Genomic DNA, 23558 nt, shown 5'->3' on the forward strand with positions numbered 1-23558 from the left:
ACCGCTCACGAGAGCTGATCGCCGACGATCCGGTCCGCCTCGGCCAGGAACGCGTCTCGCTCGCCGATCGGGATCGTCGCGCCCGCGGCCACGTCGTGGCCCCCGCCGTCGCCGCCGACGGCCTGGCTCGCCTCGCGCATCACCGCGGACAGGTCGAGCCCCCGCCGGACGAGCGCGTGCGAGCCGCGCGAGGACACCTTCAGTTCCTCGGCGCTCTCCTCGGCGAAGGCGATCACCGGCTTCGAGCGGTCGACCGCGGGCGACCCGACCGCCATCCCGGCGACGATGCCGACGATGGTCTCGCGGATGCGCGACCCCGCGTCGAACCACTGGAGGTTTTCCTCGTGGGTGACGCCCTCGTTTTTGACCCACTGGAGCCCCTCCGAGAGGTTCTGCCGGTGGGTGCGGAGGAGCCGCCGCGCCTCCGCGAGCGCGTCGCCGCGGTCGCCGAGACACACCGCGAGCCCCACGTCGCCGCGCTCGTAGCGCGCGGTCGCGTTGAGCAGCGTGGAGAACTCGCTGACGTCCCGCAGTTCGGTGCCGGGCTCCTCGTCGACCAGCGTGTAGGAGGTGCCGACGAGCGCCTCGATCCGGTCGGACGGGACGCCCGAGGCGACGGCGCGGCGCATCAGCGCCGACGCGAGGGTCCGCCGCTCCTCGCCGTCGAGGTCGACCCAGCGCCGCCACTCCCCGTCGCGTTTCACGTCGACGTCGAGGTCGGTGAGGAAGGAGATCGCCCCCGCCTCGTCGTTCGATATCCCCGGGATCTTCACGTCGGAGGCGTACTCCAGGAGCTTGGGGAGCGGCCGGGTCTGTCTGCCGTAGAGGTCGAGGTCGGTCCGGGCCTCGAGGACGCCGGCGTCGACGCCGTCGGCGACGATCGACTCGTTCGCCCCGACGAGGCCGCCGTCGGAGTCCTGCATGTCGCCGACCGCGCCGACGACCGCCAGCGCGGCGAGGTCGCGGTTGTCGCCGTCCGGCCCTTCGAGCGCGCGGGCGAGGAGGTAGCTCGCGCCGGCGCCGGAGAGCTCGCTCGCGCCGTCGATCCCCTCTAAGAGGGGGTTGAGGTGGTACCGCGTGTCGCGGTCGGCGGGCTGGTGGTGGTCGGCGATGACGGGGAGGAAGTCGCCGGCCGCCTCGTGGTCGGCGATCACGTCGAGCTGGCCGGAGCCGAAGTCGGTGAACAACACCACGTCGAAGTCGCGGGCCGCGATCCCGGCGATCGAGTCGGCGTCCAGCTGCTTCTCGAAGACGACCTCGTGGTCGATCCCGGCCCGGGCGAGCCCGGTGGACGCGATCGCGGCGCTCGTGATCCCGTCGGCGTCGATGTGGGAGGCCAAGAGCACCCGACCGGCCTCGCGCAGGCGGTCGGCGCAGTCGGTCGCGCGGTCAGCGAGGTCGGGAACGGGGGCGGCGACTGCCATTACCCCTCGTTGGCTCGCGACCGGGGATAAACTCACGCTTCGTCGCGACGCTCGACGACGCGCTCGACCCGCGCGTCCCGGCTCGAACGGCCGATCTCGACGACGTACTCCCCGGGATCGACGCGCCATCCCGTCTCGCCGTACCGCGCGAACGCCCGGTCGTCGAGCGCGAACTCGACGGTCCGCGATTCGCCCGCGGGGACGTCGACGCTCGCGAACCCCGCGAGCTCCCGGACCGGGCGGTCGACCCCGTCGACGGCCGGCGGGCGGACGTACGCCTGGACGACCTCGCGGCCGCCGCGGTCGGAGACGTTCGCGACGGTAACGGTCGCCCGACGCTCGGCGTCGGCCGCCGGCGGCGCCGGCTCGACGCTCGCGTCGCGATACTCGAAGGTCGCGTACGAGCGGCCGTGGCCGAACGGGTAGGTCGGCTCGGACCCGCTCGCGCCCGCGACGCGGTCGTCGTCCGCGTCGAACCAGCGGTAGCCCACGAAGACCCCTTCGTCGTGGCGGACCTCGCCGTCGGCGCCGGGGAAGCGGCGCTCGTCGACCGCCGTCGGGTACGCCGACTCGGGGGCGAACGTCACCGGCAGCCGCCCGCCGGGGTCGGCGTCGCCGTAGCAGACGCTCGCGACGGCGTCGCCGTGCGCCTGTCCCGGGTACCAGTTCACGAGGACCGCGTCGACGGCGTCGCGCCAGGGCAGTTCGACCGGACCGCTGGCGTTGACGACGACGACCGTCCGGGTCGCGGCGGCCGCGGTCCGTTCGACGAGTTCGTCCTGTCGGCCCGGGAGCCGGAGCGATTCGCGGTCCATCGCCTCGGTGGCGGCGTCGCGCACGAACACCACCGCGGCGTCGGCGTCGCTCGCGGCGTCGGTCGCGCCGTCGAGATCGGGGGCGCGTGCGTCCCCGTCGGTCCCGTCGTCGCCCGCGAGGAGGTCGAACATCGAGACGCTCTCGACTCGGGGGAGCCCGTAGCGAACCGTCACGTCGCCCGCGGCGCGGGACTCGAACCCTTCGACCGGCGTCGCGGAGACGACCGGCGACGTCTCCGAAGAACCGCCGCCGCCGAGGACCGCCTCGTCGACGTTCGGACCGATCACGGCGACGTCGGCGTCATCGTCGAGGGGGAGCGCACCGTCGTGGTTCTCTAGGAGGACGGTCCCCCGTGCGGCGACCTCGCGGGCGTGCTCGCGGTGTTCCGGCGTGTCGACGGCGCCGTCGGCGCGCTCGTCCGCGTCGGCTAAGAGCCCGGCGTCGTCCATCGCGCGGAGGACCCGAGTCGCCATGTTGTCGAGGCGGGACTCGGGGACGTCGCCGTCCCGCACCGCGTCGGCGAGCGTCTCGGCGAAGCCCTCGCAGGTCCGCGGGTCGGGCATGCCGCGAGCGATCGCCTCGGGGAGGTCGTCGAAGCCGCCGCCGTCGGGCTCGTCGTCGCCGTCTTCCGTCCCGTCGTGGATCTCCTCGGGCGGGGTGCCCGGCATCTCCACGTCGAGGCCCGCGTTGGCCGCGGCCGCCGCGCCCTCCGTCCCGTACCAGTCGGAGACGACGAACCCGTCGAACCCCCACTCGCCTTTCAGCACCTCGGTCACGAGCTCGCGGTGGTCGCTCATCCGGACGCCGTTGACGCCGTTGTAGGCGGTCATCACCGAGCCCGCGCCCGCGTCGACGGCGTCGCGGAACGAGGGGAGGTAACACTCTCGGAGCGCGCGTTCGCCGACCGCGGCGCTGACCGACGCGCGGTGCGTCTCCTGACTGTTCGCGACGTAGTGTTTCGGGGTCGCGATCGCGTCCGCGGACTGGACCCCCTCGACCACCCGGGCGCCCATCGCCGCCGAGAGGACCGGGTCCTCGGAGAGGTACTCGAAGTTCCGGCCGTTGTGCGGGACCCGGATCAGGTTGACACCGGGCGCGAGCAGGGCGTCCTGTCCCGCGCCGCGCGTCTCGCGGCCGAGCGCCGCGCCGTGCTCGCGCGCGAGGTCCGGGTCGAACGTCGCCGCGAGCGCCAGCGGCGCGGGGAACGCGGTCGACGACTCGCCGGGGATCCGAACGCCGAGCGGTCCGTCGACCAGCCCGAGCGGCGGAATCCCGAGGCGCTCGACGCCCGATACGTAGCCCGTCGCCCGGCCCGCGGGGTCGACGGCCCCGTGGACGAGCCGGACCTTCTCCGTCAGCGTGAGTTCGGCGACGAGGTCGGCGGGTGTGGACGATCCGGTCATATCCGATTCCTCGTGAGACTGCCGGAAACCGTTTCGGGGGAATCCCCCGAAGGCGCGTCGCGGCGGCGACGGGCGCGGTTCGAGGCCGCGACCCGCCACCGACCCCGCCGCGACGCAGGCCGAGGCATCACTTGCCGTAACTGACGGTTATAGACGTGTTCGGATATATACACCACACACATGACACGTGGGTTCACCACCCGGAGCCTCCACGCCGGCGCCGAGCCCGACCCGACCACCGGCGCCCGCGCCACGCCGATCCACCAGACGACCTCGTACGTCTTCGACGACGCGGACACGGCGGCGGAGCTGTACGCGCTCCGGGCTGAGGGTCACATCTACTCGCGGCTCTCGAACCCGACCGTGACCGTCCTCGAAGACCGGATCGCCGACCTCGAGGGGGGGTCGGACGCGGTCGCGACCGGGTCGGGGATGGCCGCGTTCGACGCGATCACCACGGTGCTCGCGAGCGCGGGCGACAACGTCGTCGCCAGCTCCGAGATGTACGGCGGCACGGCCGCGTACCTCACGAGCATCGCGGACCGGCGGGGGATCGAGGCGCGGCTCGTCGACACGCTCGACGACGAGGCGTACGCGGACGCGATCGACGACGACACCGCGTTCGTCCACGTCGAGACGATCGCGAACCCCTCGCTCGTCACGCCCGATTTCGAGCGGCTCGCCGAGATCGCACACGACAACGCGGTCCCCCTCGTCGTCGACAACACGTTCGCGACCCCCTACTGCTGTCGGCCGTTCGAACACGGCGCGGACATCGTCTGGGAGTCGACGACGAAGTGGATCACGGGCAACGGCACCACGGTCGGCGGGGTCGTCGTCGACGGCGGACAGTTCCCGTGGGACCACCCGGAGGCCGACTACGACGAGCTCGACGGCGAGTCGCCTGCCTATCCGATCGACTTCGTCGAGCAGTTCGGCGACGCCGCCTTCGCCAACGTCGTCCGCCAGCGCGGCGTGCGGCCGACCGGCGGCCAGCAGTCTCCCTTCGACGCGTGGCAGACGATCCAGGGGCTCAACAGCTTAGCGCTGCGGATGGAGCGCCACTGCGAGAACGCGCGTCGGGTGGCCGAGTTCCTCCGCGACGACGACCGCGTCGACTGGGTGAGCTACCCCGGGTTCGACGACAACCGGGGCCACGACAACGCCGCCGAGTACCTCGACGGGTTCGGCGGGATGGTCACCTTCGGCGTCGACGGCGGGTACGAGGCCGCCAAGACGCTGTGTGAGTCGGTCGACCTCGCGAGCTTCCTCGCGAACATCGGGGACGCGAAGACGCTCGTCATCCACCCGGCGTCGACGACCCACGCCCAGATGGACGAGGCCCAACAGCGGCTCGCCGGCGTCCGCCCCGAGATGGTCCGGCTCTCGGTCGGCATCGAAGAGCCCGACGACGTGATCGCCGACCTCGACGGCGGGCTCGCCGCGGGCGAGCGCGTGACGAGCGGGAGCGACGCGGACGGGCGTGCCGCCGACGACGGCGCTGCCGACGAGGAGGGGGTGTGAGCCCGTGAGCACCGTTCCGACCGACCACGGAGTCGCCTCGCTCGGCGAGTTCACCTTCGAGTGCGGGCAGTCGGTGCCCGACTTCGAGGTCGCCTACGAGACCCACGGCGAGTTCGACGGGGACAACGTCGTGTTGATCTGCCACGCGCTCACCGGCAGTCAGAACGTCGCGCGGTCGCCCGCGCCGGGGCGCGACGAGGAGACGCAGGGGGCGGGACAGGCCGGACAGGCCCGCGCCTGGTGGGACGACGTCGTCGGCCCGGGGAAGGCGATCGACACGACGGAGTACTACGTCGTCTGCGCGAACGTCCCCGGGTCTTGTTACGGGACGACGGGGCCGGCCAGCGAGCGGCCCGCGGACCTCGACCTGCGCGAGGAGCCGGACCACGACCGGTGGGGCACCGCGTTCCCGCCGGTTCAGGTCGAAGACTGGGCGCGGGCGCAGCGGCGCCTGCTCGACCACCTCGGCGTCGGGCGGCTGCGGGCGGTCGTCGGCGGCAGCGTCGGCGGCATGAACGCCCTGGAGTGGGCGAAGCGGTACCCGGACGACGTCGACCGCGTCGTCGCCATCGCGACCGCCGGGCGCCTCGACGCGCAGTGTCTCGCGCTCGACGCCGTCGCGCGACGGTCCATCCGCGCGGACTCGAACTGGAACGGCGGCGACTACTACGGCGAGGACCGGCCGGACCCGACCGAGGGGCTCGCGATCGCCCGCCAGATCGGCCACATCATGTACCTCTCGAAGGCGTCGATGGAGCGGAAGTTCGGGCGGCGCTCGGCGGGCCGCGACTCGCTCAGCCGCGAGGACGGCGACCTCGGGCTGCCGCCGGAGCCGACGGCCGGGTTCTTCCCGTACCGCGAGGTGGAGTCGTACCTCGACTACCAGGCCGAGGGGTTCGGCGACCGCTTCGACGCGAACAGCTACCTCTACCTGACACGCGCCATGGACGAGTACGACCTCGCCGCCGGTCACGGCTCCGACGCCGACGCGCTCGGCGCCTTCGAGGGCGAGACCCTGCTAATGAGCTTCACCGCCGACTGGCACTTCACCGTCGCGCAGTCGGCGTCGCTCGCCGACGCCTTCGGCGAGAGCGGCGTCCCGGTCGCACACCACGTGGTCGACTCCGACCACGGCCACGACGCGTTCCTCGTCGAGCCGGAACACGTCGGCCCGCCGGTGCGCGACTTCCTCGACGACGGCGTCGACGGCCGCGCGGTCACGGACGAGGGCGGCGACGACGGCGACGACCCGCGACCCGACTCGGACCACGCGCCGGTCCACGCGAGTCTGTTCAGGGGGTAGCCGGCGGCGTGCGGGCCGCGGTCGCGCGTGCCGACGGGCGGCGCTGCTGTCGAGGGACCGGCGGTCGGGAGCGAAACGCCGGGCCCCGCCGCCGCGAGGAACGTGCCCGATCAATCATGATAACGTTCATAGTTCCCGACCTCGTGGTGTGTGAGGTATGCCAGGCGGACACGCTCAGACCCTGCGACCGTTCATGTGGCGCGCGGAACGACTGTACCCGGACACCGAGATCGTCTCGCGCACCCACGAGGGGCGCACGCGACACACCTACAGCGAGTACGCCGATCGGACGGCACAGCTCGCGAACGCGCTGGACGATCACGGGATCGAGCGCGGCGACCGCGTCGCGACGTTCTGTTGGAACCACACGCGACACTTCGAGACGTACTTCGGCGTGCCGAACACCGGCGCGCAGCTTCACACGATCAATCCCCTACTGCCGGACGAGCACATCCAGTACATCGTCGACGACGCCGACGACGAGGTCATCTTCGTCGACCCCTCGCTCGCCGAGAAGATCGCGGGCGCGGCGGAGGGCGCTGAGGAGTTCGAGGGCGTCGACTTCGTCGCGATGGGCTCGGAGGGGATCGACGCGCTCGACGCGCCGGCCTACGAGGAGTTCATCGCGGACCACTCGACCGAGTACGACTGGCCCGACCTCGACGGCGACCAGCCCGCCGGGCTCTGTTACACCTCCGGCACGACGGGGAGGCCGAAGGGCGTCGAGTACACGCAGTCGATGCTGTGGAGTCACACGATGGCCTCCCAGACGCCGCAGGGGATCCCGATGGAGGACTCCGACGTCGTCATGCCCGTCGTCCCCATGTTCCACGTCAACGCGTGGGGGATGCCGTTCACCGCGGCCGCCGCGGGCGCGAAACACGTCTACCCCGGGCCGTCGCCGGACCCGGCCGACCTCGCGGCGCTGATCGAAGAGGAGGGCGTAACCATCTCCGCCGGCGTCCCGACGGTGTGGCTCGGCCTCCGCGAGTACATCGAGGGAGGCAACGAGGTGGACCTCTCGACGCTCGACACCGTGATCATCGGCGGCGCGGCCGCGCCGCAGGCGCTCATCGAGTGGTACGACGAGCGCGACGTCGAGGTGCTCCACGCGTGGGGGATGACGGAGCTGTCGCCGATCGGCACCGTCTCGCACCTCAAGAGCGACCTGCGCGACGCCGACTACGACACCCAGGTGAACAAGCGCTCGAAGCAGGGGCTCGTCGCGCCCGGCCTGGAGTTCGAGGTCATCGACGAGGACGGAGAGGAGATCCCGTGGGACGGCGAGGCGTTCGGCGAACTCCGCATCCGCGGCCCGTGGGTCACGAAGGAGTACTTCAAGCGCCCGGAGGCCAACGAGGAGGAGTTCGTCGACGGCTGGCTGAAGACCGGCGACGTGGTCACCGTCGACGAGGACGGCTACATGCAGCTCGTCGACCGGACGAAAGACGTGATCAAGTCGGGCGGCGAGTGGATCTCCAGCGTCGAGTTAGAGAACGCGATCATGGCTTACGACGGCGTCAGCGAGGCGGCCGTCGTCGGCGTGCCCCACGAGCGCTGGCAGGAGCGCCCCGTGGCGTTCGTCGTCGTGGCCGAGGGCGTCGACCGCGAGGACCTCGTCGACCGGATCGAGACCGGGCTCCGCGAGGAGTACCCCAAGTGGTGGCTGCCGGACGCGGTGGAGTTCATCGACGAGGTACCGAAGACCGCCACCGGGAAGTTCTCGAAGAAGGACCTCCGCGAGCAGTACGGCGACCAGTCGCTCGTCGAGGGGGCCGTGCCGGAAGACGACGCGCCCGACGCGGAGTGACGGCGGCGTAGCCCGGAATTCGGCGGGTTCAGTCGTCGCGGTCGCTTTTCGCTCGTCGCAGTCGGTTTTCAGTCGTCGCGTTCGCCGACGACCCACTTGTGCGAGTAGCTCTCCCCGCAGGTACAGTGTGCGTACGCGTGTACCACGTCGCCCTCGGCGTAGAGGCCGCCGACCTCCTCGTTTTGCGCCTCCGCGAACGCGAAGACGAACCGGACGTCGTGGTCGTCGTCGGGGTCCTCCTCGGCGAAGGGACACGCGCCGTCGTCGAGCGAGCGCGCGATCTCGCCTTCGGCGCCCATCGCCGTCTTCGCGAACTCCATCGCGCCCATGCCCGTCCCGGCCTGGAACGCGGAGCGACCGGTCTCGCCGTCGAGGATCAGCCGGACGCCGCCGTCGACCTCGCTGCCCACGCTCCGGAGTCGGGAGTCGTCGTCGAGGTACGCGTCGCTCACGTAGAAGACCACGTCTTCGAGCCGCTCGCCCGCGAGAAACTCGTCGAGGTTGCTCATGCCGGGCGGAGGCGCGTGAGCGGTAAAAGGAGTGCGTGTCGCGGCCGGGCGGAAGCGGAGAGAGCGGCCCGAACCGATGTTAAATCGTGTAGAATAGGGGTAAGCGTTAATACGTACCACGGAGATCCGACGCGTAATGAGTGCGCAGACGAGATCCGGAGACCGGCTCGCCGAGTGGGCACAGCTGGTCGACGAGGACGTTCCGAAAGAGCTCCGAGAGGAGCGCTCGACCGACGGATAACTTTCACCCCGCTTCGCGAAGCCTTTAGGCCGGTGCCGGCCAAGAGCCGTCGATGGCGACCGAGGCCGCCGGGATCGACCGACCCCTGCTCGTCGACGGGTTCTTACAGCGCCGCCGCTACCAGCTCCGGCTGGCCGACGCCGCGGCCGACGACCACACCCTCGTCTGTCTCCCGACCGGCCTCGGCAAGACGACCGTCAGCTTGCTCGTCACCGCCGAGCGGCTCGACGGAGTCGGCGGGAAGGCGCTGTTTTTGGCGCCGACGAAGCCGCTCGTCCAGCAGCACGCGGACTTCTACCGGGAGGCCCTCTCGGTCCCCGACGACGAGATCGTCGTGTTCACCGGCGACGTGAAGCCGGACGACCGGGCCGCGCTCTGGGAGGACGCCCGGATCGTGATCGCGACGCCGCAGGTGGTCGAGAACGACCTCGTCGGCAACCGGATCTCGCTGCGCGACGTGACCCACCTCACCTTCGACGAGTGCCACCGCGCGACCGGCGACTACGCGTACGTCTACATCGCGGAGCGCTACCACGCCGACGCGGCCGACCCGCTCGTCACCGGGATGTCGGCCTCGCCGGGCGGCGACACCGAGGAGATCGAGACGGTCTGTGAGAACCTCGGCCTCGTCAACGTCGAGGTGATGACGGAGGACGACGCCGACGTCGACGAGTACACCCACGACACCGACGTCCAGTGGGAGCAGGTGACGCTCCCCGACGAGGTCCTCGCGATCCGCGACGCCCTCAACGAGGTGATCACCGACCGGCTGGAGAAGCTGAAACAGCTGGGCGTGACGAACAAGACGAGCCCCGACCTCTCACAGAAGGACCTCAACAAGATGCGGGGACAGCTGAAACGGATGATGGACAACGACCAGTCGGACGGGTACAAGGGGATGAGTACCCACGCCGAGGTGATGAAGCTCCGGCGCGCGACCGAGCTGGTCGAGACCCAGTCGGTCGAGTCCGTCCGGCGCTACTTCGAGCGCCAGCGCGAGGCCGCGCGCTCGTCGGGCGCCTCGAAGGCGAGCCAACGGATGGTCGCGGACCCCAAGGTACGAGAGGCGATGCGGAAGGCGGAGTCGTTCGACGGGCTCCACCCGAAGTTCTCGAAGGCGCGCATCCTGCTCGCCGAGACGCTCGGCATCGACGGCGGCGAGCGCGCCATCCTCTTCACCGAGTCCCGCGACACCGCCGAGGCGCTCGTGGAGTTCCTCTCGGCGAGCTTCGACGTCCGCAAGTTCGTCGGGCAGGGCGACAAGGAGGGTTCCGACGGCATGAGCCAGAAACAGCAACAGGAGACCCTCGACGAGTTCAAGAACGGCGACTTCGAGGTGCTCGTCTCCACGTCGGTCGCCGAGGAGGGGCTGGACGTGCCCGAGGTCGACTTAGTCTGTTTCTACGAGCCCGTCCCGACCGCGATCCGCTCGATCCAGCGGAAGGGTCGGACCGGCCGGCAGGCCGAGGGGAAAGTCGTCGTGTTGATGGCCGAAGACACCCGCGACGAGGCGTTCTTCTGGATCTCGCGGCGCCGCGAGAAGAAGATGGCGAGCCAGCTCTCGGAGCTGAAGGAGGCCACCGACGACATCGAGGAGACCGTCGGCGACGACGGGCAGGCCGGGCTCGACGCGTTCGGCGGCGACTCGGGCGACGACGGGTCGGAGGAGGACGCCGCCCGCGACGAGGAGGCCACAGGATCGGACGACGGCGACGACGCGGACGGCGACGACAGCGAGGACGACGCCGGACTCACCGACTTCGCGGCCGAGGCGCGGGACGACGAGGAGGACGACGCGGGCGGCGACGAGGCGAGCGCCGGCGACGCTGACGAGAGCGCCGACGGCGTCGTCGCGACCGCGGGCGTCGAGGACGGAGTCGAGGTCGTCGTCGACCAGCGCGAGCTCGACTCCTCCATCGCGAAGGACCTCTCGACGCGCGACGGCCTCGTCACCCGGCTGGAGACGCTCGCGGTCGGCGACTACGTCCTCTCGGACCGCGTGGCCGTCGAGCGCAAGTCCGCGGCCGACTTCGTCGACTCGATGCTCGACGGCGACCGCTCGATGTTCGAGCAGGTCGGCGAGCTCTCGCGGGCGTACGCCCGCCCCGTGATGGTCGTCGAGGGGACGAACCTCTACGGGCAGCGGGACATCGAACCCAACGCGATCCGCGGCGCGCTCGCGTCGCTCGCGGTCGACTTCGACGTGAGCGTCCTCCGCACCGAAGGCGAGGAGGACACCACCGAACTGCTCGCGACCATCGCCAAGCGCGAGCAGGAGACGCGCGACCGCGAGGTGAGCGTCCACGGCGAGAAGACGACGAAGACCCGCGCGGAACAGCAGGAGTACGTCGTCTCCGCTATCGCGGATATCGGCCCGGTCACGGCCCGGACCCTCCTCGAACACTTCGGCACCGTCGAGGCCGTGATGACCGCGCCCGAGGACGACTTACTGGAGGTCGACGGCGTCGGCCCGGTGACCGCGGAGCGCATCCGCGAGGTCGTCGGGAGCGAGTACGAATAGCCTTGATCGACGGTACGAACGGCAACGGCGGCGAAAGGATATTGTATACGAGGTAGTATACGAGCAGATATGAGCAAGAGCATCCGCGTCGACGAGGAGACACACGCCGCGCTCGCGTCGCTGAAAGGTGACGACGAGACCTTCGACGACCTGCTGACGCGGTTGCTTCGCGAGCGCCGCGAGGATATCCGGTCCGGGGCCGGTCTGTGGGAGGGAACCGACGCGCCGGAGCGCGCCCGAGAGAGACGCCGGGAGATGAAACGCGGGGTCGACTCGCGGTGACCCTGTACGACAGTAGCGTCCTCATCGATTACCTCGCCGGACGATCCCCCGCCGTCGAATATGTCGAGTCTCACGCCGACGAGCGTGCGGTCGCTCCGCCGCTCGTGCTGTTCGAAGTGTATCAAGGAGAGGTCTTCAAGGCGGGATCGACGGACCTCGGCGCGGTCGACGAGGCGCTGGACTGGATAGATGTGATCGACACGTCGTCGGCAGTCGCTCGCGAAGCGGCGGTGCTTCAAGATGCGCTCCGTGATCGGGGAGATTCCCTCGCTGCCCGCGACGCGTTCATCGCGGGGGGCGCCGTCGCACAGGACGAACGGCTCGCCGTGTCGGACACCGACTTCAACGTCGATGGGATTCGTGACGCACTCAACGTCGATTTCGTCTGAGGGGTTCAGTCGAACCCGCTCACCAGCGTCACGGCCCACTGCCCGAGGTCGTACTCCGAGCGGACCTCCACGCGCGTCACCCACTTCACCCACTGGAACCCCCGCCGGTCGGGCGCGACCAGCCGCGCGGGCGCGCCGTGGCCGTGCGAGAGGCGCTCCCCGCCGACGTGCGTCGCGAGCAGCGCGTCCTCGGCCTCCTCGATCGGCAGGCTCCAACGGTAGCCCGTCACGGACGTGAACCGGACGTAGGCCGAGTCGCGGTCCGAGCTGTCGGAGTCGACCCCGCCCGCCGCGTCGAGCAGGTCACCGACACGGATCCCGCTCCACTCCTGGACCGTGTACCAGCCGCTCGTACAGTCGAGCAGCGCCTCCGTCTCGTGGCCGGCGGCGAGGTCGGCGGCGGTCAGTTCGACGGGGTCGCTCACGAGGCCGTCGACCGCCAGCCGGTAGTCGTCGCGGTCGATCGGGTCCGGGTCGTCGGCGACCCACGAGGTGATCGGGAAGGCGGCGTTGCCGGCGCCCTCGCGGGGCTGTGAGCCGGTGAATCGCCGGTCCGCGCCGGCGGTGTCGAGGGCGTCGTTGACCCCCTGTTGGAGCCGGTAGGTCGCACCGCCGGCCGCCAGCAGCGCGAAGTACCGGACCGCGGTCCGGCGGCGCTCGAAGTCGACGCGGCGCGGGAGCCGGAACCGGGTCGACGCGTGGCCGGCCACGAGCGGGACGAGGGCGAGCCCGAAACCGACGTGGACGGAGAGTAAGGTCCAGTACGAGAGCCGCACATCGAGGCCGAACACCCACGCGACGCCGGTCCCGATCGCGCCGACCGCGGCGACGAGCGTCAGAACGGACAGCGCGGTCGACCGCTGCCAGAGGTTCGGGTCGGTGAGCCGGCGGCGGACGCGCGCGAGCTTCCACGCGAGCAGCGCGACGATGCCGACCCCCAACGCGCGATGGAGCCAGAACAACGGCCACCCCTCGGGGACGCCGACGGTGAAGGAGACCAGCCCGGTCACCGCCTCGGCGACGACGAACGCGAACAGCGACCAGTCGACCGCCCGCGGCGGCGGCTCCAGGCGGTCGATTGCGCTCCGGAGTCGGTCCCTCGCGGTCATCTACGCGTGGTACGTGCTAGCGAGTCAAAAGGGTACAGTCCACGGGGGATCGTCGCGCTCGCTACAGCTCGTACACTTCGCCGTCGACCGCCAGCGGCTCTTCGAACGCCTCGTCGGCGGGGTAGAAGTGCGCGAGGTGGACGAGCCGCGTCCGGTCGGGGTCGAGCTCGTCCGCGAGCGCAAGCGCGCCCTCCCGAGTCATGTGTTTCGTGCCGAACGTCCGCGGGACGCCGTCGGGGCCCTCGTGGCGCCCGCCGATCGGGTGGTGTTCGCACAGCGACGCGGGGACGATGGCGTCCGCGAGCAGGAGGTCCGCGTCGGCGAGCGCCTCGCGGGAGGGTTCGGGAACGTCGTAGCTGGTGTCGCCGGTAAGCGAGAGCTTCGCGCCCGTCTCCGGGTCCTCGATGACGACGCCGTAACAGACGAGCGGCGGGTGATCGACCGGGACGAACCGCACCTCGAAGCCGCAGGTCTCGAAGGGCGTCATCGGCTCGCGGGCGTGGACGCCGATCCGGTCTTCGAGGTAGTCGTACTTACCGCGGATCGTCTCCGCGACGCTCTCGTCGGTCGCGGGGTCGGTCTCGTTCGGAGCGTGGACGGGGAGCCCGTCGACGAGCCGGTAGACGTTCCCCAGCCCGTCGAGGTGGTCGAAGTGGATGTGGGTCACGAGCCCGGCGTCCGGGAGGGGAACGTCGGCCGCGAGGAACTGCTGTCTGAAGTCGGGACTGAAGTCGACGAGCAGCGACTCGCCGGTCCGCTCGTTGGCGACGTGAACGGAGAAGCGCGACCGCGACACCCCGCGCTCGCGGGCCGCCTCGCAGGTGTCGCAGTCACAGCCCACCGTCGGCGTGCCCGTCGTGTCGCCCGTTCCGAGGAGGGTGACCCGCATGGAGCGTGGTCGGCGGGCCACGGACTTAGCGTCCGTGGTCGGGGATGGCGTCTCGACGGGGCGGGGGATGTCCTCGCGGCGGTCCGCCGGGCCGCGGGCGTCGGCGCGACCGCGACGTATAACCCCGAGCCGACTCGACCCGGACGCATGCACACCAGTCGCAGCCTCACCCTCGCGCGGCTCCCGTCGGGAGTGCCGGTCAGGACGACCGTCCACGCGTACGGCGACGGGAAGCTCGTCGACGGCGAGGACGGCGCCGAACTCGACGCGCCGAACGGGTCGCCCGTGGTGTACGCGCAGGCGGCCCAACACGGACGGGAGGTGAACGGGGCCGCGGTCCTCCGGCGGCTCCACGACCGGCTCGTCGGCGAGGCGTCGCGGGGACCGACGGCCGCCGACCTCGACGGGACCCTCGTGACGGTGCCCGTCGCCGACCCGCTCACATTCGACCGCGTCTCGTACACGACGCCGGAGTCGCTCGACTCGCGGCAGCCGAACATGAACCGCTGCTGGCCCGGCGACGCCGAGGGATCGCTCCACGAGCGGATGGCTGCGCGCCTCTGGTCGCTCGCGAGCGAGGCGGACGCGGTCGTCGACCTCCACACCGGCTCGCCGGCGATGGCGACGCACACGGTGTTCATGCGCGGCGACGACGCCTGCCGCGGTCTCGCGGAGGCGTTCGGCACCGACCTGCTACTGGCGGAGGCGGCCGGCGATGACGCGGAGACCGAGTGGAGCGAGCGGGGGTTCGCCGGGAAGTTCCGAGTCGCGGCCACGCGCGAGGGGATCCCGACGGTGACGCCCGAACTCGCACACAGCCGGGAGGTGGTTCCCGAGGCGGTCGAGGCCGGCGTGTCGGGGATGGTCGGGGCGTTGCGCCACGAGGGACTGCTCGACGGCGAGCCCGAGCCGTGGGACGGGATCGTCGCGCGGAACCACCTCGGCCGCGTGACCGCGGCGGACTCGGGCCTGTTCGTTCCGGAGTCGGGCCTCGCAGTCGGCGACCGAGTCGCGGAGGGCGACCGCGTCGGCGAGGTGTTCGACCCGACGACCTTCGAGACGCTCCAGACCGCGCGCGCCGACCGGGACGGCATCGCGTACTCCGTCGCGCGGGAGTCGACCGTCACGGCGGGCTCGACGCTCGTCGGTGTGGCCGAGCGGATCGACGAAGAGTAGGGGTCGAGTCGGACTGTGGCCGGGAGCGTCCGAGCCCCTCGACGCTGCCCGTTACGGGCGACGCACGCGGATCTTCCCGTCTCCCGCGACGGTGATGTACAGTCGGCGACGGACCTCGCGGCCGTGGACCGCGTCGCCGGCGCGGTCGCCGATCGCTTTCATCAGCTCCGGCGCCGTGTGGTTCACCTTGACCCCGGCGTCGTCACAGGCGTCGTACACCCGCTTCGGCGCGTCGTAGAGGTCAGTCCCCGCCTCGATCTCGACGCGGACCGGGGCGGACAGCGCCTCGGCGAACGCGACCGTCTCGCGGGCGCGCTCGACGTTGTCGCGGGCGCTCGCCTCGACGCTGGAGACGTTCGCGCGCGAGGTGCCGAGCCGGTCCGCGATGTCCGACTGGCGGAGCCCGCGCTCGCGGAGCGCCAGTACCTCCGCTTGGCGTCGGGTGAGCACGCTCTCGTCGGCGTCGAACCCGGCCCGCTGTAGGACCGCGTCGGCGTCGATGTCCGCGGGGTCGGGTCGCCCGTCGTCTGCCACCATGCGATCACCGACGTGCCGGGCGCTCAAAAAACGGCGGTTTCACGCGATGAGAGCGGCGCGGAATCCAGCGGCAAAAGAGAGGTTACGCGGTACGGGTGCGGAAATTTCGCGGCGGATCGACGGCGTCCGGACTGTCCGTGGGGTGGGGCTCCCCCGGGACGCCGTCACTTGCCCCAGAAGTTCTCGCGGCTGCCGAGTCGCTCGCGGTCCGGGCGGTCGCGGCGGTGGTTCTCGTCGTCGCCTTCGTCGGCCTCGCCATCGGCCGCGTCGGCCGTCTCCCCGTCGTCGCCCTCCTCGTCTTCCGGGTCGTCGGGGAGGCGCTCGAGCACGTCCTGTGCCGTCGCGTGGCTGGACTTGACGCGGTGGATCTTGACCTCCGCGCGCGCCGGCGGGAGCAGCCCGTCGACGAGGACGATGAACCCGTCGTCGGTGCGGCCGACGCCGGCACCGCTCTCGTGGATGTCGTCGACCTCGACGACGACCGCTTCGCCGGGTTGGACCGGCTGCTGTTTCAGCTCGTAGATCGGCATGTCGTAGTGGTTACACCACTCCGCGCCGCCCTTGTTGCCGTAGTGTTGGCACCCCATTCCCTCGATCCGTTCGTCGAAGCTGGGGCAGTCGTCGGCGAGTGGACAGTCCGCCATACCGTAGGGGAGACCGGCCGCCGTTGTAAACGTTTTCGACTCTCAGGCCGAGATTTGCGAAAACGGCCGATTCACACGGATGAGCGGCGACTGATGACCACGGGCGGGAACGCGGGGCCGGGGGAGGCCGCGGGTCGAAAGGGGCTCAGAGGAACTCGCGGACCTCCGAGTACCACATGTCGTGGTGGTCGACGGCGTCGAGCGCGTCCGCCACGTCGACCGCGATGGCGTGCCAGCAGCGCTCGTCGGGGTCGTCCGCGTCGAGGTTGTACGTCGCGTCCGCGCAGTTGCACTCCCCGTCTTCGATCACGTACTCGTCCTCGTGGCCGACGACGACGGTGAAGTCTCGGTAGCGCTTCACGCGCCCCTCGCCGACGGCCTCGATGGCGCGCTGGCCGCGGTCGCCGTGGGCGTCGACGAGGGCCGCGGCGATCGGGCCGGTCAGCTCTCCGGCCTCGTCGATCGCCGCGCGCCAGTCGTCGACCGGCTCCATGCCGATCGGTTCTCGGGCGGGCGGTTAAATCCCGTCGGTCGGATCGGGCGGCGAAGAATGGTTCGACCGCGGAACGGCCGCGAGCCGGTCGATCGCGACCGCCCTGAGAGGACCGACCGCGACGGCCTCGGCGCGCTACTCCAAGACGATCAGCGCGTCGCCCATGTCGACGCTGTCGCCCTCGGCGACGTGGACGCCCGCGACCGTCCCGCCGCGCTCGGCGACCACGTCGTTTTCCATCTTCATCGCTTCGAGGACGCACACCACGTCGCCGGCGGCGACCTCGTCGCCCTCGGCGACGTCGACCGAGAGGATCGTCCCCTGCATCTCCGCCTCGATGGCCTCGCCGCCCTCCGCGACGTCGACGTCGCCGTCGTCGCCGTCGTCGGACTTCGCCTGCGGCGGGCGCTGTCGGCCGCCGCTCCCGCCGCTCTCCGGGACCGGGACGGCGGGCGCGCCGCGCTCCTCCAGTTCGACCTCGAAGCGCTTCCCGTTCACCTCGACGGTGAACTCGCGTTCGGTCACCTCCTCGTCGTCTTCGCCCGCGGCCGACGACTCGGTGCCCCACTTCGCCTGCGCGTCGGCGACGCGCTCGGCGTCCAACTCCTCGTCGAGGTACTTCGTCGTGTGCGTGCCGTCGACGAACCGCTGGTCGTCGAGCATGAGCCGGTGGAACGGGACGATGGTGACGACCCCTTCGAGGTCGTACTCCGCGAGCGCGCGCTTCGAGCGCGCGAGACACTCCCCGCGGTCGGCGCCCCAGACGATCAGCTTCGCGATCATCGAGTCGTAGTCGGTGACCAGCTCGTCGCCCTGCCGGAGCGCGTCGTCGACGCGCACGCCGATCCCGCCCGGCGGGTCGTACGTGTCCAGCGATCCCTCGTTGGCGGGCTGGAAGTCGTTCGCAGCGTTCTCGGCGTTGATCCGGAACTCGATTGCGTGCCCGTCCAGCTCGACGTCGGCCTGCGAGACGGACATCCCCTCCCCGCTGGCGACCCGGAGCTGCTGTTTGACGATGTCGATCCCGGTCAGCGCCTCGGTGACGGTGTGTTCGACCTGGATCCGGGTGTTGACTTCGAGGAAGTAGAAGGGGGTGTCGGGCCCGAGCGGCTCCGAGGGGTCGCGGTCGGGGTCCTCCTCGACGAGGAACTCGACCGTTCCGGCGTTGGTGTAGTCGGCGGCGGCGACGCCGCGGCGGGCGGCCTCGCCGATCCGCTCGCGCAGTTCGTCGGAGAGCGCCGGGGAGGGACCCTCCTCGATCACCTTCTGGTGGCGGCGCTGGAGCGAGCAGTCGCGCTCGCCGAGGTGGACCACGTCGCTCTCGGTGACCGCGGCGTCGTCGACCGCGTCGGCGGCGGCGGCCGCCGGGTCGTCCGCGACGATCTGTACCTCCACGTGGCGGGGGGTCTGGAGGTAGCGTTCGAGGTACACCGAGTCGTTCGAGAAGTACGCCTCGCCCTCGCGTTTCGCGGACTCGAGCGCCTCCTCGGCCTCCTCGGCGCTCTCGACGACCTTCATGCCGCGGCCGCCGCCGCCCCCCTCGGCTTTGATCGCGACCGGGTAACCGTACTCGTCGCCGAAGTCGGTCACCGCCTCGACGTCGGTGACCGGCTCGGTCGTCCCGGGGACGATCGGCACGTCCGCGTCGTCCATCACCCGGCGTGCGTGGGTCTTCTCGCCGAGGCGCTCCATCGCGTCGCTCGAGGGGCCGACCCACGTGATCCCGTCCGTCGCCTCGACGCGGGCCGCGAAGTCGGCGTTCTCCGCGAGGAAGCCGTAGCCGGGGTGGATCGCGTCGGCGTCGGCGGACCGGGCCGCCTCGACGACCGCCTCGCCGTCCAGGTACGAGTCGGCCGCGCGGGCGGGCCCGACGTTGTACGCCTCGTCGGCGTAGCGGACGTGGCCGCCGTGTTTGTCGGCGTCGCTGTAGACGGCGACGGTGTCGACGCCCAACTCCTCACAGGCGCGCATCACCCGGACCGCGATCTCGCCGCGGTTCGCCACGAGAACCTTATCGAACATTCCTGTCGGTTGTTCCACGAACTGCTACCAAACTCTGTCGGTCCGTAGCGGGCCGCGCCCGCTCCGGGAGCGGAGCCGAACCGTCCCGGGACGGTTAAGGGGACGCCGGGCGCCACGTTCCGGTATGCTCGACGCGGGAAACCCGTACATGCTGCCGTCGGTCCTGGTCGGTGCCGCCGTCTACCTCGGACTCACGGTCGTCACCGACGCATCGCTACCGGTCCGGGTCGGGGCGCTCCTCGTGTTCGTGGTCGTCGTCCCGACCGCGCTCAACCGCCTGTTCGGCGGCCGCGACACGGCCGAGATGGCGGGCGACGAGGCGACCGGCGACGACCCGCGCTGATCGCTCCGTCGCGCGAGCCAGTACCACACATATAACTGTCAGCGGACGTATCATCCGGCGCGCCCTGAGTCAGGGCCGGGTCGGCGGCGTGGCGGGTCTCCGTCGCGCCGTCGGGGGAATGTACGCGACCGGGCGTCCCCGCGTCCGGCGATTCTATTCGACGAGCAACATCGTGAGCAGCGCGAGCGCTCGGCCGATCGGTCCTCGCGACCGCGCGGAACCGAGCGCTCAGAACCGGTCGCTCCGGCCGACCGCGGTCCACGGGTCCGCCGGCGCGTCCGCGGGAACGCGCACCCGCCGCCGGTGAAGCCGCTCGACTCGGGCGGCGAGGCCCCAGCGGTCCTCGCCGCGGCCGTCGTCCTCGTCGCCCGCGGCCGCGGCCGCGGCGAGTTCGCCGTCGCGGAGGTGCGCCGCGACCGCCGCGGCGATGGCGGCCGCCTCGTCGTCGACGGCGTCGTCGGGGATCGACAGGCCGGCGAGCGCGAGTTCGGGGCCGTCGCCGCCGAGGTTCTCCCCGCCCGCGGGACTCCCGTCGTCCGTCGCCCGGTCGTCCGCCGCCATCAGATCGGGATGTTGCCGTGTTTCTTCGCCGGCTGGTCGGAGCGTTTCCCCTTCAGCATCTTCAGGTCCTCGACGAGGCGGGCGCGCGTCTCGGTCGGCTCGATCACGTCGTCGACGAAGCCGCGGTCGGCGGCGGTGTAGGGGTTCGCGAACTCCTCGCGGTACTCGTCGATGAGCTCCTGTCTGCGCGCGTCGGGGTCGTCCGCCTCGTTCAGCTCCTCGCGGTAGAGGACGTTGACCGCGCCCTTCGGCCCCATCACCGCGATCTCGGCGGTCGGCCACGCGTAGTTGACGTCGCCGCCGATGTGCTTCGAGGACATCACGCAGTAGGCGCCGCCGTACGCCTTTCGGGTGATGACGGTGAGCAGCGGGACGGTGGCCTCGGAGAAGGCGTATAGCAGCTTCGCGCCGTGGCGGATGATCCCGTTGTGCTCCTGGTCGGTGCCGGGCATGAAGCCGGGCACGTCCTCGAACGTGACGATCGGGATGTTGAACGCGTCACAGAAGCGGACGAACCGCGCGCCCTTCTGGCTCGACTCGATGTCGAGCGTGCCGGCGTTCACGCGGGGGTTGTTCGCGACGACGCCGACGGAGTGGCCGTCGAGCCGGGCGAAGCCGACGACGATGTTCTTCGCGAAGTTCTCCTGGACCTCGAAGAAGGAGCCCTCGTCGGTCACGCTCGCGATCACGTCTTTCATGTCGTACGGCTTCCGGGGCGCGTCGGGGACGATCTCGGCCAGTTCGTCGTCGGCGCGCTCGGGGTCGTCCCACGGCTCGACGCGCGGCGGGTCCTCCACGTTGTTGGCGGGGAGATACGAGAGCAGACGCGCGATGTTGTCCAACGCGTCCTCCTCGCTGTCCTCCGCGAAGTGCGCGACGCCGGAGGTCGACGAGTGGGTGACCGCGCCGCCGAGCTCCTCGAAGCTCACCTCCTCGCCGGTGACCGTCTCGATGACGTCCGGCCCGGTGATGAACATGTGCGAGGTGTCTTTCACCATGAACGTGAAGTCCGTGATGGCGGGAGAGTACACCGCGCCGCCGGCGCACGGCCCCATGATCGCCGATATCTGCGGGATCACGCCGGACGCCTCGGTGTTGCGCCGGAAGATCTCGGCGAAGCCGCCGAGCGAGGCGACGCCCTCCTGTATCCGGGCGCCCGCGGAGTCGTTGAGGCCGACGACCGGCGCGCCCACGTCCATCGCCTTGTCCATCACCTTGCACACCTTCTCGGCGAACACCTCGCCGAGGGAGCCGCCGAAGACGGTGAAGTCGTGCGCGAACACGAACGTCTTCCGACCGTTCACCTCGCCGTAGCCCGTCACCACGCCGTCGCCCGGGATCTGTTTTTCCTCCATCCCGAACGTGTGGTTGCGGTGGGTTCGGAACCGGTCGAACTCGTGGAAGGTGCCGTCGTCGAGGAAGTAGTCGATCCGCTCGCGGGCGGTCATCTTCCCTTTGTCGTGTTGGGACCGTATCCGGTCTTCGCCCCCGCCTTTCGACGCCCGCTCGCGGCGCTCGCGGAGGTCTTCGATGCGGTCGTCCATCGTCACGGCGGACCACCCTGCGTCATTACCTCGTGGGTCGGCGAGCGCCGTCAAAAGGGTTCCCCTATCCGACGTTTTCGGATTCGACGCGCGTCGAACGACGAGCGAGAGAGGCGGCCGGACGGCGGTCGGGGGAACGCGGTCGCACGACCCGGGAGAAGCGGACGCGCGACGGCGGCGACGCAGACGCCGCGACCGCCGCGGAACGGCCCTGCCTCGGGTTCACACGGCGAACGGCGCTTCGACGCTTTTAAACCTCCGATGGACCTCTCTCCGATGAGACAGGCTTCGCCTGTTTCACTGACCCGTAGGAGCGACCTGCGTACTACGGAGGTGAAAATGGCAGACACAATACAAGAGGCCGTAACCCTCGCACTCGACGATGCGCCCGAGCGGAACTTCCGCGAGACCGTGGACATCGCGATCAACCTGCGAGACCTCGACCTCAACGATCCGTCGAACCGTATCGACGAGTCCGTCGTGCTGCCGTCTGGAACGGGGCAGGAGACACAGATCGTCGTCTTCGCGGAGGGCGAAACCGCCGTCCGCGCACAGGACGTCGCTGACGAAGTACTCGACAGCGACGACCTCGAAGACCTCGGAGACGACGACGACCGCGCAAAGGATCTGGCCGACGACACTGACTTCTTCGTCGCAGAGGCCAACCTGATGCAGGACATCGGTCGGTACCTCGGTACCGTCCTCGGTCCGCGCGGGAAGATGCCTACCCCACTACAGCCGGACGACGACATCGTCGACACAGTCAATCGGATGAAGAACACGGTGCAGCTCCGGTCGCGCGACCGGCGCACGTTCCACACCCGCGTCGGTGCCGAGGACATGAGTCCCGACGCGATCTCGGACAACATCGACGTCATCATCCGGCGACTCGAAGCAGACCTCGAGAAGGGCCCGCTCAACATCGACGGGATCTACGTGAAGACCACGATGGGTCCCGCGAGGGAGGTGCCCGTATGAGCTCGGTCCGCAAGACCGAGACGATCCCCGAGTGGAAACAGGAGGAAGTCGACGAGCTCGTCGAGTTCATCGACTCCTACCAGTCCGTCGGGATCGTCGGGGTGGCCGGCATCCCGAGCCGACAGCTTCAGGCCATGCGCCGGGAGCTCCACGGCTCGGCCGCCGTCCGCATGAGCCGCAACACGCTCACGAACCGGGCGCTCGAGGAGGTCGACGACGGCGTCGAGGCGCTGACGGAGTACGTCGCCGGTCAGGTGGCGCTCGTCGGCACCAACGACAACCCGTTCGGCCTCTTCAAGCAGCTCGAAGCCTCGAAGACCCCCGCCCCGATCAACGCGGGCGAGGTGACCCCCAACGACATCGTGATCCCCGAGGGCGACACCGGCGTCGACCCGGGACCGTTCGTCGGCGAGCTCCAGACGGTGGGCGCGTCCGCCCGCATCATGGACGGCTCGATCAAGGTGACCGAGGACTCGACCGTGCTGGAGGAGGGCGAGGTCGTCGACGACGACCTCGCGAACGTCCTCGTCGAGCTCGGCATCGAGCCCAAGGAAGTCGGCCTCGACCTGAAGGCCGTCTACTCCGAGGGCGTCCTGTTCGAGCCCGACGAACTCGAAATCGACGTCGACGAGTACCGCGCGGACGTCCAGTCCGCCGCGGCCGCCGCGCGCAACCTCTCCGTCAACGCCGCGTACCCGACGGCTGCCACCGCCGGCACCCTTCTCGCGAAGGCGTCCGGCGAGGCGAAGTCCGTCGGGCTGTTCGCGGAGATCGAGAGCCCGGACGTCGTGCCAGACCTGATCGGGAAGGCCGACGCCCAGCTGCGCGCGCTCGCGTCACAGATCGACGACGAGGAGGCGCTCCCCGAGGAGCTACAGGGCGTCGAGGCCGCGCCGGCGACTGAGCCGGCAGCCGACGACGCCGAGGAGGAACAGGCGGACGAAGACACGGAAGACGCCGAGGAGACCGACGACGCCGACGACGCCGACGACGACGACGGCGACGGCGGCGACGGACTCGGCGCGATGTTCGGATAACAC

At 70.6% G+C, this 23558-nt stretch carries 21 protein-coding genes; 10 read left to right on the top strand and 11 right to left on the bottom strand.

All coding sequences use genetic code 11. From position 1 onward, the window contains the following. Positions 1 to 5: 5 nt before the first annotated feature. On the bottom strand, positions 6 to 1424 hold the full coding sequence (recJ, locus tag ABDZ89_RS01440) for a RecJ family nuclease (protein WP_343775957.1): 1419 nt from the start codon (positions 1422 to 1424) through the stop codon (positions 6 to 8). Between the two features lie 32 nt (positions 1425 to 1456). Beyond that, complete coding sequence (locus tag ABDZ89_RS01445; RefSeq protein ID WP_343775959.1) at positions 1457 to 3643, bottom strand: beta-glucosidase family protein; 2187 nt, start codon at positions 3641 to 3643, stop codon at positions 1457 to 1459. Positions 3644 to 3823: 180 nt separating this feature from the next. On the opposite strand from ABDZ89_RS01445, the gene ABDZ89_RS01450 reads away from it, so the two are divergent. From ABDZ89_RS01450 to ABDZ89_RS01460, 3 genes are all read left to right on the top strand, one after another. Further along, a complete protein-coding gene (locus tag ABDZ89_RS01450; RefSeq protein WP_343775961.1) occupies positions 3824 to 5167 on the top strand; it encodes an O-acetylhomoserine aminocarboxypropyltransferase/cysteine synthase family protein in 1344 nt (447 codons plus the stop codon). Positions 5168 to 5171: 4 nt separating this feature from the next. Further along, the gene (metX, locus tag ABDZ89_RS01455) at positions 5172 to 6470 is read left to right on the top strand and encodes a homoserine O-acetyltransferase MetX (protein ID WP_343775963.1); all 1299 of its coding nucleotides are present in this window, start codon (positions 5172 to 5174) and stop codon (positions 6468 to 6470) included. 157 nt (positions 6471 to 6627) lie between these two features. Continuing rightward, on the top strand, positions 6628 to 8280 hold the full coding sequence (locus ABDZ89_RS01460) for a long-chain fatty acid--CoA ligase (RefSeq protein ID WP_343775966.1): 1653 nt from the start codon (positions 6628 to 6630) through the stop codon (positions 8278 to 8280). A gap of 68 nt (positions 8281 to 8348) precedes the next feature. Here ABDZ89_RS01460 and ABDZ89_RS01465 read toward each other — a convergent pair whose 3' ends face one another. Beyond that, the gene (locus ABDZ89_RS01465; protein WP_343775969.1) at positions 8349 to 8789 is read right to left on the bottom strand and encodes a DUF5807 family protein; all 441 of its coding nucleotides are present in this window, start codon (positions 8787 to 8789) and stop codon (positions 8349 to 8351) included. A 293-nt stretch (positions 8790 to 9082) separates the two neighbouring features. On the opposite strand from ABDZ89_RS01465, the gene ABDZ89_RS01470 reads away from it, so the two are divergent. The 3 genes from ABDZ89_RS01470 to ABDZ89_RS01480 all read left to right on the top strand — a co-directional run bounded on the left by ABDZ89_RS01470 (position 9083) and on the right by ABDZ89_RS01480 (position 12222). Continuing rightward, positions 9083 to 11551, top strand: coding sequence for a DEAD/DEAH box helicase (locus ABDZ89_RS01470; protein WP_343775972.1), 2469 nt, complete (start codon positions 9083 to 9085; stop codon positions 11549 to 11551). 69 nt (positions 11552 to 11620) lie between these two features. Further along, positions 11621 to 11833: a DUF7557 family protein gene (locus tag ABDZ89_RS01475; protein WP_343775975.1), complete on the top strand. Its 213-nt coding sequence runs from the start codon at positions 11621 to 11623 to the stop codon at positions 11831 to 11833. Then, positions 11830 to 12222, top strand: a complete 393-nt coding sequence (locus ABDZ89_RS01480; protein ID WP_343775977.1) for a PIN domain-containing protein — start codon at positions 11830 to 11832, stop codon at positions 12220 to 12222. The genes ABDZ89_RS01475 and ABDZ89_RS01480 overlap by 4 nt, the downstream gene beginning before the upstream one ends. Positions 12223 to 12227: 5 nt before the next feature. Here ABDZ89_RS01480 and ABDZ89_RS01485 read toward each other — a convergent pair whose 3' ends face one another. Both ABDZ89_RS01485 and ABDZ89_RS01490 read right to left on the bottom strand, forming a co-directional pair. Continuing rightward, positions 12228 to 13331 carry a molybdopterin-dependent oxidoreductase gene (locus ABDZ89_RS01485; RefSeq protein ID WP_343775980.1) on the bottom strand — a complete coding sequence of 368 codons (1104 nt, stop codon included), beginning with the start codon at positions 13329 to 13331 and terminating at the stop codon, positions 12228 to 12230. Between the two features lie 61 nt (positions 13332 to 13392). Further along, entirely contained in the window at positions 13393 to 14220 is an 828-nt protein-coding gene (locus ABDZ89_RS01490) for an MBL fold metallo-hydrolase (protein ID WP_343775982.1), read from the bottom strand. A gap of 147 nt (positions 14221 to 14367) precedes the next feature. Between ABDZ89_RS01490 and ABDZ89_RS01495 the strand changes: the two genes are divergently transcribed. Continuing rightward, positions 14368 to 15396 (top strand): succinylglutamate desuccinylase/aspartoacylase family protein, encoded by a 1029-nt coding sequence (locus tag ABDZ89_RS01495; protein ID WP_343775984.1) that lies wholly within the window; start codon positions 14368 to 14370, stop codon positions 15394 to 15396. A gap of 51 nt (positions 15397 to 15447) precedes the next feature. On the opposite strand, the gene ABDZ89_RS01500 is transcribed toward ABDZ89_RS01495, so the two are convergent. The 4 genes from ABDZ89_RS01500 to ABDZ89_RS01515 form a co-directional block, all read right to left on the bottom strand. Then, positions 15448 to 15933 (bottom strand): Tfx family DNA-binding protein, encoded by a 486-nt coding sequence (locus ABDZ89_RS01500; RefSeq protein WP_343775986.1) that lies wholly within the window; start codon positions 15931 to 15933, stop codon positions 15448 to 15450. A 164-nt stretch (positions 15934 to 16097) separates the two neighbouring features. Beyond that, on the bottom strand, positions 16098 to 16577 hold the full coding sequence (locus ABDZ89_RS01505; RefSeq protein WP_343775989.1) for a TRAM domain-containing protein: 480 nt from the start codon (positions 16575 to 16577) through the stop codon (positions 16098 to 16100). Positions 16578 to 16722: 145 nt separating this feature from the next. Next, on the bottom strand, positions 16723 to 17070 hold the full coding sequence (locus ABDZ89_RS01510) for a hypothetical protein (protein ID WP_343775992.1): 348 nt from the start codon (positions 17068 to 17070) through the stop codon (positions 16723 to 16725). Positions 17071 to 17205: 135 nt separating this feature from the next. Beyond that, entirely contained in the window at positions 17206 to 19092 is a 1887-nt protein-coding gene (locus tag ABDZ89_RS01515; RefSeq protein ID WP_343775994.1) for an ATP-binding protein, read from the bottom strand. A gap of 124 nt (positions 19093 to 19216) precedes the next feature. On the opposite strand from ABDZ89_RS01515, the gene ABDZ89_RS01520 reads away from it, so the two are divergent. Further along, positions 19217 to 19435 carry a DUF7987 family protein gene (locus tag ABDZ89_RS01520; protein WP_343775997.1) on the top strand — a complete coding sequence of 73 codons (219 nt, stop codon included), beginning with the start codon at positions 19217 to 19219 and terminating at the stop codon, positions 19433 to 19435. 228 nt (positions 19436 to 19663) lie between these two features. On the opposite strand, the gene ABDZ89_RS01525 is transcribed toward ABDZ89_RS01520, so the two are convergent. Together ABDZ89_RS01525 and ABDZ89_RS01530 are read right to left on the bottom strand one after the other, a co-directional pair. Further along, positions 19664 to 19996, bottom strand: coding sequence for a DUF8022 family protein (locus tag ABDZ89_RS01525; protein WP_343776000.1), 333 nt, complete (start codon positions 19994 to 19996; stop codon positions 19664 to 19666). Further along, positions 19996 to 21540, bottom strand: a complete 1545-nt coding sequence (locus tag ABDZ89_RS01530) for an acyl-CoA carboxylase subunit beta (RefSeq protein WP_343776003.1) — start codon at positions 21538 to 21540, stop codon at positions 19996 to 19998. The genes ABDZ89_RS01525 and ABDZ89_RS01530 overlap by 1 nt, the downstream gene beginning before the upstream one ends. Positions 21541 to 21879: 339 nt before the next feature. Between ABDZ89_RS01530 and ABDZ89_RS01535 the strand changes: the two genes are divergently transcribed. Beyond that, positions 21880 to 22518 (top strand): 50S ribosomal protein L1, encoded by a 639-nt coding sequence (locus ABDZ89_RS01535; RefSeq protein WP_343776006.1) that lies wholly within the window; start codon positions 21880 to 21882, stop codon positions 22516 to 22518. After that, positions 22515 to 23555, top strand: a complete 1041-nt coding sequence (locus tag ABDZ89_RS01540; RefSeq protein WP_343776009.1) for a 50S ribosomal protein L10 — start codon at positions 22515 to 22517, stop codon at positions 23553 to 23555. The genes ABDZ89_RS01535 and ABDZ89_RS01540 overlap by 4 nt, the downstream gene beginning before the upstream one ends. The last annotated feature ends 3 nt before the right edge of the window (positions 23556 to 23558 follow it).

It is taken from the genome of Halorubrum ejinorense (assembly GCF_039522565.1).
Taxonomy (GTDB): domain Archaea; phylum Halobacteriota; class Halobacteria; order Halobacteriales; family Haloferacaceae; genus Halorubrum; species Halorubrum ejinorense.

Bases quoted from the DNA above. Each gene is read 5' to 3' on its own strand.
- recJ (WP_343775957.1), bottom strand. From the start codon at position 1,424: ATGGCAGTCGCCGCCCCCGTTCCCGACCTCGCTGACCGCGCGACCGAC.
- ABDZ89_RS01445 (WP_343775959.1), bottom strand. From the start codon at position 3,643: ATGACCGGATCGTCCACACCCGCCGACCTCGTCGCCGAACTCACGCTG.
- ABDZ89_RS01450 (WP_343775961.1), top strand. From the start codon at position 3,824: ATGACACGTGGGTTCACCACCCGGAGCCTCCACGCCGGCGCCGAGCCC.
- ABDZ89_RS01460 (WP_343775966.1), top strand. From the start codon at position 6,628: ATGCCAGGCGGACACGCTCAGACCCTGCGACCGTTCATGTGGCGCGCG.
- ABDZ89_RS01465 (WP_343775969.1), bottom strand. From the start codon at position 8,789: ATGAGCAACCTCGACGAGTTTCTCGCGGGCGAGCGGCTCGAAGACGTG.
- ABDZ89_RS01470 (WP_343775972.1), top strand. From the start codon at position 9,083: ATGGCGACCGAGGCCGCCGGGATCGACCGACCCCTGCTCGTCGACGGG.
- ABDZ89_RS01475 (WP_343775975.1), top strand. From the start codon at position 11,621: ATGAGCAAGAGCATCCGCGTCGACGAGGAGACACACGCCGCGCTCGCG.
- ABDZ89_RS01485 (WP_343775980.1), bottom strand. From the start codon at position 13,331: ATGACCGCGAGGGACCGACTCCGGAGCGCAATCGACCGCCTGGAGCCG.
- ABDZ89_RS01490 (WP_343775982.1), bottom strand. From the start codon at position 14,220: ATGCGGGTCACCCTCCTCGGAACGGGCGACACGACGGGCACGCCGACG.
- ABDZ89_RS01495 (WP_343775984.1), top strand. From the start codon at position 14,368: ATGCACACCAGTCGCAGCCTCACCCTCGCGCGGCTCCCGTCGGGAGTG.
- ABDZ89_RS01500 (WP_343775986.1), bottom strand. From the start codon at position 15,933: ATGGTGGCAGACGACGGGCGACCCGACCCCGCGGACATCGACGCCGAC.
- ABDZ89_RS01505 (WP_343775989.1), bottom strand. From the start codon at position 16,577: ATGGCGGACTGTCCACTCGCCGACGACTGCCCCAGCTTCGACGAACGG.
- ABDZ89_RS01510 (WP_343775992.1), bottom strand. From the start codon at position 17,070: ATGGAGCCGGTCGACGACTGGCGCGCGGCGATCGACGAGGCCGGAGAG.
- ABDZ89_RS01515 (WP_343775994.1), bottom strand. From the start codon at position 19,092: ATGTTCGATAAGGTTCTCGTGGCGAACCGCGGCGAGATCGCGGTCCGG.
- ABDZ89_RS01520 (WP_343775997.1), top strand. From the start codon at position 19,217: ATGCTCGACGCGGGAAACCCGTACATGCTGCCGTCGGTCCTGGTCGGT.
- ABDZ89_RS01525 (WP_343776000.1), bottom strand. From the start codon at position 19,996: ATGGCGGCGGACGACCGGGCGACGGACGACGGGAGTCCCGCGGGCGGG.
- ABDZ89_RS01530 (WP_343776003.1), bottom strand. From the start codon at position 21,540: ATGGACGACCGCATCGAAGACCTCCGCGAGCGCCGCGAGCGGGCGTCG.
- ABDZ89_RS01535 (WP_343776006.1), top strand. From the start codon at position 21,880: ATGGCAGACACAATACAAGAGGCCGTAACCCTCGCACTCGACGATGCG.
- ABDZ89_RS01540 (WP_343776009.1), top strand. From the start codon at position 22,515: ATGAGCTCGGTCCGCAAGACCGAGACGATCCCCGAGTGGAAACAGGAG.